The sequence below is a fragment of the Xenorhabdus bharatensis genome, from assembly GCF_037996705.1.
GTDB lineage: Bacteria > Pseudomonadota > Gammaproteobacteria > Enterobacterales > Enterobacteriaceae > Xenorhabdus > Xenorhabdus bharatensis.
This window is the reverse complement of sequence record NZ_JBBMXG010000012.1, coordinates 101802-117715: the sequence shown is the minus strand read 5'-3', so window position 1 is coordinate 117715 and position 15914 is coordinate 101802. Positions and strand designations below refer to the sequence as shown.

The following is a 15914-nucleotide window of genomic DNA, read 5'->3' as shown; positions in this document are numbered from 1 at the left end:
AAACCGGCGATAAAAATTATCGCCGGTTTTAAGCATACGGGTTTGTCAGATTAAATCAGTCTTGTGATTGTACTGATTTAACGTTCTGCGCCAGCCAATCAGCAACGCGCTGTTTCTGCTCATCTGTCAGCCACATACCCAGTTTGGTGCGGCGCCAGATCGCATCATCCAGCTGAGTAACCCACTCATGTTCTACCAGATAACGCAGTTCAGCTTCATACAGCCCATAACCGAAGAATTCACCCAAATCGGCCAGTTCTTTCGCATCACCCAGAATGATATTGCTGTTGCTGCCGTAAGTACGGGAATAACGTCGTGCAATTCCTTCAGGCAACCAGTCGTAACGCTGGCGAAGTAAACGGGCATACCCATCACGATCTTGGCCTTCCAGCTCTCCACCGGGCAGTTTACCGTTTTTCGTCCACGCCTGACCGGCGTTTGGATAGTACTGTGCCAGTTTATCCATCGCATGTTCTGCGAGTTTACGGTAAGTTGTCAGTTTGCCGCCGAAGACAGATAGCAATGGAGTCTGACCTTGCTCATCCTGTACATCCAGCGTGTAATCACGGGTGATGGCTTGTGGTGAATCTGATTCATCATCACACAGCGGGCGTACACCGGAATAAGTCCAAACGACATCAGTACGGCTAAGTTGTTTTTTGAAATGGTCGTTATAAACTTTCAGCAGATAATCGATCTCTTGATCGTCAATTTTAACGTCTTTTGGATCGCCTTTGTATTCAACATCCGTTGTGCCGATGATGGAAAATTCATCATTCCACGGGATCACAAACACGATGCGGTTATCTTCGTTTTGCAGGATATAAGCCTGAGGTTCGTCATGAACACGTGGTACAACGATGTGGCTGCCTTTGATTAAGCGAATACCATAAGGTGATTTCAGTTGCAGGCCATTATCAAAGAAATTTTTAACCCACGGGCCAGTTGCATTAACCAGACCTTTTGCCCGCCACGTTTGGCTCTCACCAGTGACGAGGTCTTTGGCTTCCACCATCCAGTGATCATTTTCACGCCACGCACGGGTGACCTGAGTGCGGGTACGGACTTCACCGCCATGTTTTTGTACTTCTTGCGCGTTTAATACAACCAGACGTGCATCATCAACCCAGCAGTCAGAATATTCAAAGCCACGATTGATCGAGGATTTAAGAACTGAACTAGCTCCGAATTTCAGCCCTTTACTGCTCGGTAAACTCACACGTTTACCCAAGTGATCATAAAGGAACAGGCCAATGCGGATCATCCAGGCCGGCCGCAGGTGTGGCTGATGTGGGAGGCGAAAACGCATTGGGAATGCAATGTGAGGTGCCAGTTTTAATAAGACTTCACGCTCTGCCAGTGCTTCACTGACCAGACGGAATTCGTAATGTTCCAGATAGCGCAGGCCACCGTGGATCAGCTTAGAACTGGCTGATGAGGTCGCACTGGCTAAGTCCTGACCTTCTAACAGCAGGACTGACAGTCCACGGCCAGCAGCATCAGCCGCAATACCAGCGCCGTTAATTCCGCCGCCAATTACAATCAAGTCTTTGGTTTCCATTGCATACCCTCTGAAATGTTCGAAACAGTTCTTTAATGTTCGTTTTCGCTCAGGGATTGTAATCAAAATTTCATCAATCGCCAACCATTTACCAGAAAAAAACATATTTGCGTGATGCAGATAACAAATCGTTATCATATATCTAAGATTAATAAGGAAATTGTGAGAGGCAAATTTGAATTAACTTGTCATTGCAGGGTCATGAAGGGAGAAGACTGAGATGATGAGTGGGGGCAATTGACTGGGGGAGAAGAGAATCCGCCTGTTTTCAGGCGGATTCTAAATAGAATGTCTCTAATCTGAAGCCAGTTCTAACACGATTCTGACTTAATACTATTCTGATCTAACACAATTCCAGCTTAACACTATGCTGTTCAATGATTTTTTGCAGGCCGGAAGGGGGTTCTTTATCGGTAAACAGAAAATCAATCAGGTTCATATTACCGAGATTAACCATTGCGCTACGGCCAAATTTCGAATGGTCAGCAACCAGCATGACACAGCGGGAATTCTCAATAATTGCGCGTTTGGTTCGAACTTCATGGTAATCGAACTCTAACAGAGAGCCATCAGAGTCAATGCCACTGATACCGAGAATGCCGAAATCGAGGCGGAATTGGGAAATAAAATCCAGAGTGGCTTCGCCAATAATACCACCATCACGTGAACGGACTTCCCCTCCGGCCAGAATCAGGCGAAAATCTTCCTTTCCCATCAGCAGGGTTGCGACGTTGAGATTATTGGTAACAATACGCAGGTCCCGATGATTGAGTAAGGCATGGGCGACAGCTTCTGGTGTGGTACCGATATCAATGAACAGGGTTGCACCATTTGGGATTTGGGTAGCAACCTGCTGGGCAATACGTGCTTTTTCATCTGACCACATAATTTTGCGGTCATGATAAGCTGTGTTGACAGAACTGGAAGGTAAAGCCGCACCACCGTGATGACGCTGGATCTTATTTTTGTCGGCCAGTTCGTTCAAATCACGTCGGATTGTTTGTGGGCTGACATCAAAGTGTTCGACCAGTTCTTCAGTGCTGACATAGCCCTGAAGACGTACCAGCTCGATTATTGCATCATGTCGCTGAGTTTGCTTCAAAACATTCCCCTAATTTTACCTGAAATTATTATAATTAGCTGATTTTATTTGGAATATTATTAATTCTTTTGTCTGCGTAAATTGTCCCATAACCCCATCAGTAACCCGATAATTAAGCCTGAAAAGTGGGCAGCATTGGCAATGTTAAGAGAAAATACATTGAAATAGCCAACAAATAACCAGATGACTGAAATTGCGATAAGCCCTCTGGGGGCGCTAAGTCCTTTTTGGGGTGACATTTCGCCGCTCAGCCAAACATAACTGATCAAAGCGTAAACGACACCGGAAAGCCCACCAAAATGCGAGCCACTGAACAACGATTGTGCCCAGCCACTGAAAATGGCAGAAACTATTGTGATTTCAACGAGCTTTCCGGTATTAATGTTCCTTTCAACTTGACTGCCGAAATACCACCACAGAACTAGATTGAACAGAATATGCAATAACGAAAAATGTAATAAAGCGGGGCTGAGCCAACGCCATAGTTCCAGATACTGTTCTTTGTTAGGCCATGCCAGCCAGTTCATAACCTCATTAACTCCAGCCAACTGCATCCAAAAATAGACCAGAATACAGAGCGCAGAAATGGCGATAGTTAATGGGCCGGACTGATTTTTCAGTGTATGCCAGTTCAGACTACTTTCGTATTTCAGCGGCGTACTTGTTTTACCTGTTTGCCAGCTGGCAGCTTGATAGCGCTCATTGAGCGGGTCCCGTGAAAACTGATTAAGCTCCTGTTGAACAGCGCTTAATTGTTTTTCATCTTCCAGCCACAGTTCAACCACGTGTGGTTCATCGGTCTGGCGGATGGTCAGATGAATGCCCTGTGTCGCCATATAATCAATAAAGGCCTGAGCCAGTCTTGGATTATGTATTGAAGTTACATGGATCATTGCACGTATTATCTGCCTTAAATTAAGGGTTAATGGTACGGATGCCCGTTATTCAGCATGAACGGCATGAGGATAATCTTTTTTCCATACTTCAAAACCACCGTTAACACTGTATACGGTTTCAAAACCGATATTTATCAGATACTGTGCCGCTCCCTGACTGCTATGACCGTGGTAGCACATCACCATAACCGGCTGCTCAAAATCGGCCTCTTGCAGGAGTTGATTGATAGTTTCATTCGTCAGATGAAATGCGCCTGTTACATGCCCGGCAAGGAAACTCTGCGGATCACGGATATCTACCATCAGAGCACTTTTATTGAGCCAGTTCTGGTAGGCCTGTTCAGGGCTTATTGTTTGAAAATGTTCCATAAACACTCAGCTTGGTTTCTTGAAATTTCGTTTTAAGGTTTCAGTTTCTTAATAGTGCTGTTTTATAAATTTACTACCCTCCCAATGCAGGCATTGGGAGGGCACAACAGCAGGTAACAAAGATATAAAGAAAAAATAACGGGCTAAAATCAGTAGTAAGAGTGTTCGCCACGCTGATGTTCTGTCAGGTCTTTAACGCCTTTCAGCTCAGGGAACATCTGTAACAGCTGTTTTTCGATCCCCTCTTTCAGGGTCACATCGACCATCGAACAACCGTTGCAACCACCCCCAAATTGCAGAATGGCATAACCTTCATCCGTGATTTCCATCAGGCTGACACGGCCGCCATGACCTGCGAGCTGAGGGTTAATCTGTGATTGTAGGGTATATTCAACGCGCTCAATCAGTGGCGCATCGTCAGCTACCTTGCGCATTTTTGCGTTTGGTGCTTTCAGGGTCAGCTGGGAGCCAAGCTGGTCAGTCACAAAATCGATAACCGCCTCTTCCAGAAAAGGCGCACTGATTTCATCAACATAGGCAGAAAGTTGGTCAAATTTCAATTCGGTGTCAGTGGCTTCAACAGCATCAGGTGGGCAATAGGAAACACCGCATTCTGCTGTCGGCGTTCCTGGATTAATGACAAAAACGCGGATTTGGGTACCGGGTTCTTGATTTGCCAGTAGCTTGGCAAAGTGCGCTTGCGCTGCTTCAGTAATATTAATCATGTCATTTGCTCAATAGTTGACTGTTATAGTTGGTTATAATACGCCCATTCATAAAGGAACTACAAGGTTCGGCATATTGCCCAGACTTGCACGGAACGGGCACCAGCACGAATTAACAACTGTGTGGCTTCATGCAGAGTGGTTCCCGTGGTGATCACATCATCGAAAATGACGACATGTTGATCAATAAAATCGCCACGCAATTGAAAGGCATGCTTAAGATTGGTTTTCCTCTGGGCGGCAGATAAGCCCCGTTGTGTGAGTGTAGCACGTGTACGTTGCAAAAGATTAGGCTGATATTGGCATTGCAACCAGCGTGCTAATGGCCTGATGATAAGCTCAACCTGATTAAACCCCCGCTGCCAGCGTTTCCGGCGGTGCAGAGGAATACCGAGTATACAGTCCGGCTTAATCCAGCGCCCGTCACGATAGCCCCGCAACCAGTGAAGAAGGAATATGCGCGCCAGAACGGCGGCGAGCTGGGGGGTACTATGATATTTATAACGCCGGATAAGCTGGCTTAAGGGAGGAGCATAGTCGGTAACAGCGATCATTTGTTGCCAGAGTGGCGGCTCTTTCAGGCAGCGGCCACAAGGTAAATCACGGGAACCGGCTGGCAGAGAGCAGCGTGGGCAAATGTTTTCCAGTCGTTTTAGGTTTTGCCAGCAAATGTGGCATATTCCATGATGAGCGAAATACAAATTTTGATGGCATAACCAACAGTACCCAACCATTTTTAGCATGGTTTCTGTGAACATCGCTTTCTTCCTTGATAAGAAATTCCTGAGAGTAAATAAGGTGAGAATAACAATGGATAAGTTGTTTTGGCAGACTTTAGGCGAAGCTCCTCGTGATCTTGTGATGCTGCACGGATGGGGGCTGAACGCTGAGGTTTGGCGTTCAGTGGAAACACGATTAGCTTCGCATTTTCGTTTACATTTAGTGGATTTACCGGGATACGGTCGCAGTCAGCCGTATCCGGCCATGACACTGAAAGAGATGGCAGATACGGTATGGCAACAGGCACCAGACAATGCCTTGTGGCTCGGATGGTCACTGGGAGGGCTCATTGCCAGCCAGATTGCGTTAGATCATCCTGATAAGGTGGCGGGTTTAATCACAGTAGCATCATCGCCAAAATTCAGTGAAGACGGGGATTGGCCGGGAATCAAGCCTTCGGTTCTGAGTGCATTCAAGCACCAGTTAAGTGAAGATTTTCAGAAAACGGTTGAGCGCTTTTTAGCATTACAGACTTTGGGCACTGACAGCGCCCGTCAGGATGCGCGTTTACTGAAATCAGTGGTATTGAACTTGCCGATGCCGACAGTGGAAGTGCTCAATGCCGGGCTGGAAATTCTGCACACTGATGATTTGAGAAACGAGCTGGCGCAGCTTCAACTGCCTTTCCTGCGTATCTATGGTTATCTTGATGGTTTGGTACCGCGTAAGATTGCTGCCTTGCTTGATAGTGAATGGCCGCAAACCTGTTCTGTGACTATGCGTCATGCAGCACATGCGTCTTTTATTTCCCATCCGGATGAATTTGTCGATCTATTGATAGCGTTTGCGGAGAATGGGAGTGTCGTTGATTAGTTTCAGCTATCGATTACTCATTACCCATAACAGTGATGTTATGGGTAGTTGATATTTATCTGACAGGATAAACTTCGGTGACAATTTCCGGTGTATTGACCATGGTATCGAGCACGGGGCAGTTACTTTCGACAAACTGAATAAAATCGCGGATTTCTTGTTCGGTATTATCTGCTTTTATATGAAATTTTGATGTGATTTTCGAAAAGCCAATTTTAGCGTTCTTATTCTTACCAGTGAAACCATCGGTATCTAATTCTCCTTCCACATTGACCTGAATATCAATCAGGTTGATTTTATGTTTGCGGGCAAAACTTTTGGCCACAATACATTGGCAGGCTCCGAAAGCAGAAAGAAGCGCCTCGACAGGATTCATGGCTTCATCTGTTCCCCCCAGATTTTTGGGTTCATCGACATGAAAGGTAAAACCACGCGATGAGCATTTCATTTTAAGGTGACCAGCAGACTCTATTGTTGCAGCAAATAACTCTTTAGGCATTTTAGTATATCCTCAGGTTATTAATAGTGATGACAGAACTGCATGTGAAATAATCAAAAAGCGGTTGTTATTCTTTAATCTATCATGGTGATTAAACGAATTACCGTGCTGATGTTAACGAATTAGACGTTGGTCGAATGTAAAGTTCAATTCTTTAACTGACTCAATGGATTTGGAAAATTTAGGATGATTTGGATTGATAATGATGTTGTTTTCGTAAGGAACAATACAAGAAGGGATGATAAGGGCAACATTTTCGGCAGCATTCAGCCAGCCACTGCCTATATCCATTGTCGAAGTAGGGGCTGGGTCACTCCTCCAGTCATCAGGGAGATAACGATGATCCAAATAATCTACATGGGTATCGGCTAATTCAATAGAAAATAGCTGGTATTCTTCAAGCAGACTTTCTTTTGTTGTATGAACATACAATTCTAATGTGGCAAGTGCGATAGAACTAGAGGCATAAACTGCCCCATATCCTTTATGGTTCCAGCGTCCCCCGAATCTTTTTGCTCCATACCCCGTCCATGCTTCATTAGCATGAACGGATTTTACTAATCGATAAAAAATCATGAAATGACCCCGTGTTCCAGCCGACCAATGAGGTCCATTACTTCAAGGGCCCCACTTTCTGTCGAGATAAGGGAAATAGGAGCCACATGACCTAACCCTTTCACAGGCTCTTTGAGCCAATGGTAGGCAGCTTCTTTATCACCATTAAAGAAAGTGATGGTTGCATCGAATACGCGAACTAAACGGGCGATACGTTCACTTTCATCAGGTGAAAATGGGTGACCAGTACTTTTACGACGTGCAACATTACGTTCATTGATACCAGCAATGCGAAGGATATCGGTTTTAGATATCTTTGAATCTCGATGAATATTATCCAGCACATCGAGTGGTAATCCGGCTTGTAAGGTTTTGATCAGATCACTTCCTCGGTTCGCCGGCAGGCCTACAGAACGCCAGAGTGCTTTATTGTCGATTGTATTACTTGGTATGTAGATTCTCATAAATCATCCCCCAGACAAGACAAATGTCATATTAGTTATATGACATTTGTCTTGTCTGGGCAAGTCGCTGAAAGCTGTTTAGAAGAGAGGAAGGCAGTTTATTGCTGAATTAAGAAAATGTAATCAGCATGTTCTCATCGCCAGTTGATATGCTTTAACAGCACATCTCTGAGTTTCCGGGCACTGTTTACAGCCACCACTCAGGCAGGAGGAAAGATCTACTTCCTCCAGTTTACCCATCGTCACCAATTGATTGAGCATGGCTTCTACGATGGGCAGTGGTGCTGAAAACTGATGGCTCAGTGATCTGGCATCGGTGCGCCCATGAAGGGCGACCGTATCGCGGATTTGCAGCAGACTAATCATGGCGACTCCTAGTGGCAGCTACTGCCGGAACAATCGCAGCTCCGGTCTCTGGTGCTATTGAAGGTGATTGTGATTCTGCTGCGTGCACGACGCAATCCGACAAAAACAGCGACGTTGAACAAAATGACCGCCAGAATAGTAAGCAGGCTGCTTTGTGGATGCGCGGAAAAGGTGGCAGCCTGATAAAACAGTACAGCCAGAGAATAGGCGACGTTTAATCCCCATAAAATTGAGAATGTCATCCAACCACGGCTGGTTTCCCGGGCAATGGCCCCCATCACAGAAACACAGGGCACATACAGCAGAACAAAGATCAAATAGCTGTAGGCCGCAACAGGAGAACCAAATTTGGCACTCATCACTCCCATAGAACTACTGTCCATGTTACCGTCGCCTTTGCTGGCTTCAATCGGGTTGGACAGCGCACTCAGGGTGAATGTCTCTTTCAGGCTGTCCCAAGTTTCTGTTACTGAGCCTTTCAGTTCATCCAGTAGATTAAACTCATCCAGATTGAATGGCTGTTTAGTGATGTTCTCTGCGGTATAAAGTGTATTCAGCGTACCGACAACCACCTCTTTTGCCATCGCTCCGGTAATAAGCCCGACGGTCGCCTGCCAGTTATCAGAGTGTACGCCAATAGGATGAAGGATCGGTGTAATGACTTTACTGACCGAGGCCAGCGCTGATTCATTGATATTGTCTACGGTCTTACCGGAGAAAGAAAAGCTATTGAGAGCACCGATAAACATACTGGCTGCGACAATGACTTTACCCGCCCGGATCACAAACCCTTTCAGGCGTTGCCATGTCTGGATTAATAGCGTTTTGGCATGAGGAACATGATAGACCGGCAGCTCCATGACAAAGGGGGATGCCTCACCACGCATAATGGTGTATTTGAGTAGCAGGCCGGTCAGGATGGCAACGACAATACCGAGGATATACAGAGAAAAGACAATACTGGCACCCTGTTTATTAAAGAATGCGGCAGCAAAAACGGCAAAAATAGCCAGACGTGCGCCACAGGACATAAACGGTGCCATCATGATGGTAATCAGCCTTTCACGCGGCGCATCCAGTGTTCTGGAACCCATCACAGAAGGTACATTACAGCCGAAGCCGACAATCAGTGGCACGAAGGATTTACCCGGTAATCCCAGAGATTGCATCAGCCTGTCCATCACAAATGCCGCTCTGGCCATATAGCCGGAGTCTTCAAGAAAAGAGAGAAACAGGTACATCATGCCGATCTGCGGAACCAATGGCAGCATGGTATTGATACCGCCCCCGATCCCTTGTGCAAGGAAAATGGTCAGCCAGCCGGGAAAGTGGAGGGTATAGCCGAGCCACTGCATACCATCAATGAAAATGGCAGAGGAAGCACCATCAAAAATGGGTTGTAAAGCCCCGCCGATATTAATCGCCAGTACGAACATGAGATACATGACAAACAGGAAGACAGGCACGCCCAGCCAGCGATTGAGAATAACTTTATCTATTGCCTGAGTCAGTTTATTGGGTATTGCTGAGTCAACATCCGTGACTGCCAGACACAATTTATTGATTGCCTGATAGCGGGCATCTGCAATGATAAGCTCAGGTTCTTCAATCTGTTTCTGTTGCAGGCGAAGTTGACTTTCGTCTAATTGTGCCTGCGTCAGTTCTGAACGCTCAAAGCTGTATATATCCCCTTCCAGTATTTGTAAGCTGAGCCAGCGGCGCTGTTGCAGATTAAAGTTTTTGTTGATCAGGTCGGCGAGGTTGTTGGCTTCCTGCAATAAAGTATCAGGGTATTGAACTAATACAGGGCGTACAGGCTGGTGGTAGTGGTCAATGGCCTTTTTAAGCGTATCTATCCCTGTCGAGCGGGTAGAGACGAGCGGAATGACCGGGCAACCAAGATGCTGCTCCAGCGCTGCAATATCTATGCTGATATGCTGGCTTTTGGCGATATCCAGCATATTCAGGGCAACAATGCAGGGAATCCCAAGCTCAATGAGCTGTAGTGAAAGGTAGAGATTACGTTCCAGATTCGAAGCGTCAACGACATTGATGAACATATCGGCTTCGCTGCTCAGTATATAGTGACAGGCAATCTGCTCGTCAATTGAGGTTTGTTCGGAAATGGTTGTGAGAGAATAGGTGCCGGGAAGATCCACAAGGTCTATTTGATGGTTTGGAGTGGAAAAATGCCCGGTTTTGCGTTCAACCGTGACGCCAGACCAATTACCGACCCGTTGTCGGGAGCCTGTAAGTTGGTTGAATAAAGTGGTTTTCCCAGAATTAGGGTTACCGATTAAACCTATAGTTAATTGTTTCATCATACTTTTTACTGATCAGGAATAGGGGGCATCATTGCATTCAGTTTCTGGACTGTACGGCATCTGAACTTCATTCCGTTGGATGTACTGCTAATGTGAGGAGTGCTAAGTCTTTTTTACGGAGAATAAGGTTGACTCTGCGTGCTTCTATTTGAATGGGGTCTCCCAGAGGTGCAACCCGGATAACCTGAAAAGTAGAACCGGGTAACATCCCCAGAGACAATAATTTTTGTCTGTATGCGCGATTTATCTGTGGCAAAAACCCCAGAATTTTATAGCTTTGATTTGGAGTCAGTGACATATAACACTCCGTGAAAACTTAAAAGACAGTGATTATGAGAATGATTATCCTCAATAAAGCGAAATTCACAAGGAAAAAGTATATTAGTTATTTTGGATTAAAGCGCTAATGATAATAATATGCAATACCAATATCATCTATTTATCACTGAATAAGGACGGAATAAATTGATATTAATCAATTTAATGGTGATTTAATTAAAAATTAAAGTTATGTAAAGAATATCTGAGGGAAATGAACAACAAGCTCCAATAAGAAATGGAACTTGTTGTTATATATTTTTCTATTAATTTTTCGGTGGATAAAGTAGATCATTTAATGATATTGAGATTCGGGCATCATCCTGATGTTCACTCCAGAGTGTTAAGTCATACACCCACCATGCTTCAACGTTGAATTCATAGAAACGGCGTATTGCATCGCCATGAAAATCAGAAATCGGGGGCGATTTTTGCTTTCTGATATCTTCATCCGGATGAGTTTGCAGGAAAAAGTAATCGTATGTTTCCTGTAGTTTACTGTCGGGAACCTGATGGGCATGGCCGGTAAACTGAGAGCCAGCAAGTACCAGTGAGGAATCAGGCATGGTGATGCTGCTGTATATCGTACCGCTGACCTGAGGGTTGATACTGACTCCTTGAGAATGTCGGGTATCCTGTTTTGAATACCAGATTAAACTTAATGGATTATATTTAGGAATATAAAAGAGTGTGGATGACCAGGTTGATTTTGTGTCCGGGTCATAAGTAGAAAGACCGAAGAATCTTATATTGCTGAGTAAGTCAAAACTGCTTTGGATATATTTATTCATAAATTATTCCTTAACAATTTGAGTTTATTATTTGTATTTATAATTATTTAAACAATTTATCGTAATCATTAATAATGGTTATTGAATTGTTTGGTAGGTTATATGAAGTCTTAATGAAGACAGGCTGGTATTTCTCGTGTTCAGATTCTTTAGACTGGCAATAAATTGCCGTGTGATGATAGAAAATAGTATTAATTTATTAAGGTATTTTATGCCTGACAGAACTGGCTTAATTAAGCCAGTTCTGAAAGTGAACTACCGCAGAATATTAACGTTTTTTACCAAAAGCGGCTGCCAGAGCATCACTCATGGCACTGTTAGTTAATTGTGCGGAACCGGATGAACGGAAATTCTGGCGGCCTTTGCCATTTCGGTTACGTTCATTGCCATTACGTTCCTGACGGTTATTTCCCTGAACGTTATTACGGCGTGCTGGAGCTTCTCCCGGTTGCTCATCAAGGCGCATTGTCAGAGCAATACGTTTGCGGTTCAGGTCAACATCCATTACCTTCACTTTCACGATATCGCCCGCTTTCACTACCGTGTGTGGATCTTCCACGAACCGGTCGGAAAGGGAGGAAATATGTACCAGCCCATCCTGATGGACGCCGATATCAACAAATGCACCGAAGTTGGTGACATTGGTGACAGTGCCTTCCAGAATCATACCTGCACGCAGGTCATTCATTGTCTCCACACCGTCGGCAAACGTGGCGGTCTTGAATTCAGGGCGAGGGTCGCGACCCGGTTTTTCCAGTTCTTTCAGAATGTCGGTAATCGTCGGGATACCGAATTTTTCCGTGGTAAAATCCTGAGCCTTCAAATCACGTAAAGCCGCTGGGTTACCCATCAATTCCGGTAAAGTCTGTTCTGTTGTAGACAGAATTTTTTCAACTATCGGGTAGGATTCAGGGTGGACGGTAGAAGCATCCAGCGGGTTATCACCCTGATTAATGCGCAAGAAGCCCGCACATTGCAGGAACGCTTTCGGCCCGAGGCGGCGAACTTTCAGCAGTTCTTCACGGTTGTTGAAACGACCGTTTTCATCCCGCCAAGTGACGATATTCTGGGCGACAGAGCGGGTCAGGCCTGCAACACGGGTCAGCAGAGAAACAGAGGCAGTATTCAGATCAACACCGACGCTGTTTACACAGTCCTCAACCACCGTATCCAGTTTTTTGGCAAGCTGAGTCTGGCTGACATCATGCTGATACTGACCAACACCAATGGATTTTGGCTCGATTTTCACCAATTCCGCCAGTGGGTCCTGAAGACGACGGGCAATGGAAACCGCGCCACGCAGTGAAACGTCCAGATCAGGGAATTCCTGAGCAGCCAGTTCTGAGGCTGAGTAAACAGATGCACCTGCTTCACTGACAATCACTTTCTGTGCGGTCACAGCAGGATACTGTTTCTGAACATTGGCAAAGAAGCGTTCTGTTTCACGGGATGCCGTGCCATTCCCAATAGCGACCAGCTCAACATTATGTCTGGTGCACAGCGCTGCAACCGCGGCGGCTGCTTTATTTTCCTGGCCTGTGTGTGGGTAGATGGTATCTGTCGCCAGTAATTTACCGGTTGAGTCCACGACAGCAACTTTTACACCTGTTCTCAGACCCGGGTCCAGACCCATTGTGGAACGCATACCCGCAGGCGCTGCCATCATCAGATCATTCAGGTTACGGGCGAAGACGTTGATCGCTTCGTTCTCTGCTTTTTCGCGCAGCGTCCCCATTAACTCTGTTTCCATATGCAGCAGCACTTTGATCCGCCATGTCCAGCTCACGACAGCCTTGCGCCAGCTATCAGCCGGTGCGCTGTTCAGACGCAGGTTCAGGTGGTCAGTGATAATCTGCTCGCAGTAGCTCTCTTTAGGGGCTTCTTCAAACTGGGGATCGGCATTCAGGGACAGTTGCAGGATGCCTTCATTGCGTCCGCGGAACATCGCAAGAGCGCGGTGCGAGGGGACAGAAGAGATAGCTTCATGATGATCGAAGTAATCGCTGAATTTAGCGCCTTCTTCCTCTTTACCTTCAACGACTTTGGCAGTCAGGTGGGCATTTTTCCACAGGTACTCACGAACTTTCACCAACAGAGACGCATCTTCAGAAAAACGCTCCATCAATATATAGCGAGCGCCATCCAAGGCAGCCTTGGTATCCGCAACACCGTTGTCAGCATTAACATAAGCCGCAGCGGCGGATTCCGGCTCCTGCTGCGGGTCTTGCCACAACAGATCTGCCAGTGGCTCCAGCCCGGCTTCAATCGCAATTTGCCCACGGGTACGGCGTTTAGGTTTATAAGGAAGGTAGAGGTCTTCCAGTTCGGTTTTGCTGAGCGTGGTATTAATGGCTTCAGCCAGTTCATTCGTCAGTTTACCCTGTTCTTCAATAGATTTCAGGATAGTCTGGCGGCGGTCTGACAGTTCGCGCAGATAACCAAGACGGCTTTCAAGCTGGCGAAGCTGGGTGTCATCAAGACCTCCGGTTGCTTCTTTACGGTAACGGGCAACAAAGGGAACGGTGTTTCCTTCATCAAGTAAAGTCATAGCAGCCAGAACTTGTTGGGGTTGAGCCTGTAGCTCACCGGCAATAATTCGACTTAAAGATTCATTCATAGTCTATTTTCTTCAACTTTCTCTGTGCCTGCGGATATCAGCAGGCAGTGCCAGATTCATCCTTAACGGGATGCTGGCAGGGTTCAAACTTGACTCCATTATATACGTACAGAGCGCAATAATTTCCAGTATATGCCTTTTATCTTTCGGTTGTCTGTTTTGTTGCGAGCACTGAACCACCGTAGTGATTGATTATTTCCTGCTGTGATACAACTCGTAATCTGGCAGGTATAGCATAATATTTCTGTCATGTTGCGATGGAACTCATCGAATATCTGCCCGGTTAAGATATAGTACTGCGCCATTAATCATATTTTCTCAAGTGAGTTTTTCATGGGCAAAAGTAACTATATTACCCGAGAAGGCTGGCAGGCGCTTGATCAGGAACTGAAGTACCTCTGGAAAACTGAGCGCCCACAAGTGACTCAGGCTGTCTCTGATGCGGCTGCATTAGGGGATCGTTCAGAAAACGCAGAATATATTTATGGTAAAAAAAGGTTAAGGGAAATTGACCGCCGCGTACGTTTTTTATCTAAGAGACTGGATGTCTTGCAAATTGTAGACCCTGACCCGCGACAGGAAGGAAAAGTTTTTTTTGGGGCATGGGTTAAAGTCGAAAACGAAAAAGCCGAAGAATATATTTTCCGCCTCGTGGGGCCGGATGAGTTTGATCCGGCCAAAAAATGGATTTCCATTGATTCGCCGGTGGCAAGAGCACTGCTTGGTAAGCGGGTTGATGATGAAGTCACGGTAATGACGCCGAATGGTCTGGCGGTTTACTGGGTGTTGGCAATCAGTTATCAGCCACCGGAAATATAAAAGCCGTAGGTGTAAATCAGGGATTCAGGAAAACAGGGATGAAAAACAGAAACATAAGCAATTATTGCCAATAATGTGAATATTCTTAAAATACATGGCGTTAGTGTTGTTTTAAAGCATGGATTTTCTGTAAGAATAATGGATATTGCGGGCATGGAGCATCTTGGGAGCTGAAACATGCAAGAGAGTTATAAAATCCTTGTTGTTGATGATGATATGCGTTTGCGCGTATTGCTGGAACGCTACTTATCGGAGCAGGGTTTTCAAGTTCGTTGTGTTGCAAATGCAGAGCAGATGGACCGCTTATTGACCAGAGAATCTATTCAATTGATTGTACTGGATTTAATGTTGCCGGGAGAAGATGGGCTTTCTATCTGCCGCAGATTAAGGAGTCAGAGTAACCCGATTCCTGTCATCATGATATCTGCGAAAGGAGAAGAAGTTGACCGGATTGTCGGTCTGGAAATCGGAGCAGATGATTATCTGGCAAAGCCCTTTAATCCACGGGAATTATTGGCACGCATCCGCGCAGTGTTGCGCAGGCACTCTAATGAATTAGCCGGCGCATTGACACCGGATAACGCAGTCGTGACGTTTGGTAAATTTAAACTGGATCTCGGGACGCGAGAAATGTTCCATAAAGATGAACAATTGCCTCTGACCAGTGGTGAATTCTCTGTACTGAAAGCATTGGTGTCTCATCCCCGTGAACCGTTATCGCGGGATAAGCTGATGAGTCTGGCCCGGGGCAGGGAATACGGTGCAACGGAACGCTCTATTGATGTGCAGGTTTCCCGTCTGCGCCGTTTGCTTGAAGAAGATCCGGCACATCCCCGCTATATCCAGACCGTTTGGGGGTTGGGATATGTTTTCGTCCCTGACGGTAATAAAGCATAAATCGTAATAAGGGATAAG

The 15914-nt window shown here is 45.8% G+C and carries 17 protein-coding genes; 3 read left to right on the top strand and 14 right to left on the bottom strand.

All coding sequences use genetic code 11. From position 1 onward, the window contains the following. Positions 1-55 precede the first annotated feature (55 nt). From glpD to gntX, 6 genes are all read right to left on the bottom strand, one after another. A complete protein-coding gene (gene glpD / locus AAC855_RS13070) occupies positions 56-1561 on the bottom strand; it encodes a glycerol-3-phosphate dehydrogenase (RefSeq protein WP_340610141.1) in 1506 nt (501 codons plus the stop codon). Positions 1562-1904: 343 nt separating this feature from the next. Then, entirely contained in the window at positions 1905-2663 is a 759-nt protein-coding gene (locus AAC855_RS13065) for a DeoR/GlpR family transcriptional regulator (protein ID WP_099109541.1), read from the bottom strand. Between the two features lie 59 nt (positions 2664-2722). Then, positions 2723-3556 (bottom strand): rhomboid family intramembrane serine protease GlpG, encoded by an 834-nt coding sequence (glpG, locus tag AAC855_RS13060; RefSeq protein WP_340610139.1) that lies wholly within the window; start codon positions 3554-3556, stop codon positions 2723-2725. Positions 3557-3604: 48 nt separating this feature from the next. Beyond that, positions 3605-3928, bottom strand: a complete 324-nt coding sequence (gene glpE, locus AAC855_RS13055; RefSeq protein WP_340610137.1) for a thiosulfate sulfurtransferase GlpE — start codon at positions 3926-3928, stop codon at positions 3605-3607. Between the two features lie 149 nt (positions 3929-4077). Continuing rightward, positions 4078-4653, bottom strand: coding sequence for a Fe-S biogenesis protein NfuA (gene nfuA / locus AAC855_RS13050; RefSeq protein WP_086954736.1), 576 nt, complete (start codon positions 4651-4653; stop codon positions 4078-4080). Between the two features lie 59 nt (positions 4654-4712). Then, entirely contained in the window at positions 4713-5396 is a 684-nt protein-coding gene (gene gntX, locus AAC855_RS13045) for a DNA utilization protein GntX (protein ID WP_340610205.1), read from the bottom strand. A 67-nt stretch (positions 5397-5463) separates the two neighbouring features. Between gntX and bioH the strand changes: the two genes are divergently transcribed. Continuing rightward, complete coding sequence (gene bioH, locus AAC855_RS13040; protein WP_340610136.1) at positions 5464-6246, top strand: pimeloyl-ACP methyl ester esterase BioH; 783 nt, start codon at positions 5464-5466, stop codon at positions 6244-6246. A 55-nt stretch (positions 6247-6301) separates the two neighbouring features. Here bioH and AAC855_RS13035 read toward each other — a convergent pair whose 3' ends face one another. The 8 genes from AAC855_RS13035 to AAC855_RS13000 all read right to left on the bottom strand — a co-directional run bounded on the left by AAC855_RS13035 (position 6302) and on the right by AAC855_RS13000 (position 14180). Further along, positions 6302-6745: an OsmC family protein gene (locus tag AAC855_RS13035; RefSeq protein WP_340610133.1), complete on the bottom strand. Its 444-nt coding sequence runs from the start codon at positions 6743-6745 to the stop codon at positions 6302-6304. A gap of 114 nt (positions 6746-6859) precedes the next feature. Then, on the bottom strand, positions 6860-7321 hold the full coding sequence (locus AAC855_RS13030) for an RES family NAD+ phosphorylase (protein ID WP_340610131.1): 462 nt from the start codon (positions 7319-7321) through the stop codon (positions 6860-6862). After that, a complete protein-coding gene (gene parS / locus AAC855_RS13025) occupies positions 7318-7764 on the bottom strand; it encodes a type II RES/Xre toxin-antitoxin system antitoxin (RefSeq protein ID WP_340610129.1) in 447 nt (148 codons plus the stop codon). The genes AAC855_RS13030 and parS overlap by 4 nt, the downstream gene beginning before the upstream one ends. A 123-nt stretch (positions 7765-7887) precedes the next feature. After that, complete coding sequence (locus AAC855_RS13020; RefSeq protein ID WP_340610128.1) at positions 7888-8130, bottom strand: FeoC-like transcriptional regulator; 243 nt, start codon at positions 8128-8130, stop codon at positions 7888-7890. Between the two features lie 8 nt (positions 8131-8138). Then, entirely contained in the window at positions 8139-10451 is a 2313-nt protein-coding gene (gene feoB, locus AAC855_RS13015; RefSeq protein WP_340610203.1) for a Fe(2+) transporter permease subunit FeoB, read from the bottom strand. 70 nt (positions 10452-10521) lie between these two features. Beyond that, positions 10522-10752: a ferrous iron transporter A gene (gene feoA, locus AAC855_RS13010; RefSeq protein WP_340610126.1), complete on the bottom strand. Its 231-nt coding sequence runs from the start codon at positions 10750-10752 to the stop codon at positions 10522-10524. A gap of 286 nt (positions 10753-11038) precedes the next feature. Continuing rightward, a complete protein-coding gene (locus AAC855_RS13005) occupies positions 11039-11563 on the bottom strand; it encodes a pyridoxamine 5'-phosphate oxidase family protein (protein ID WP_340610125.1) in 525 nt (174 codons plus the stop codon). Between the two features lie 268 nt (positions 11564-11831). After that, a complete protein-coding gene (locus AAC855_RS13000; protein WP_340610123.1) occupies positions 11832-14180 on the bottom strand; it encodes a Tex family protein in 2349 nt (782 codons plus the stop codon). Positions 14181-14513: 333 nt separating this feature from the next. On the opposite strand from AAC855_RS13000, the gene greB reads away from it, so the two are divergent. Both greB and ompR read left to right on the top strand, forming a co-directional pair. Then, complete coding sequence (gene greB / locus AAC855_RS12995) at positions 14514-14999, top strand: transcription elongation factor GreB (protein WP_340610122.1); 486 nt, start codon at positions 14514-14516, stop codon at positions 14997-14999. A gap of 177 nt (positions 15000-15176) precedes the next feature. Beyond that, positions 15177-15896: an osmolarity response regulator transcription factor OmpR gene (ompR, locus tag AAC855_RS12990; protein ID WP_340610121.1), complete on the top strand. Its 720-nt coding sequence runs from the start codon at positions 15177-15179 to the stop codon at positions 15894-15896. Positions 15897-15914: the final 18 nt, after the last annotated feature.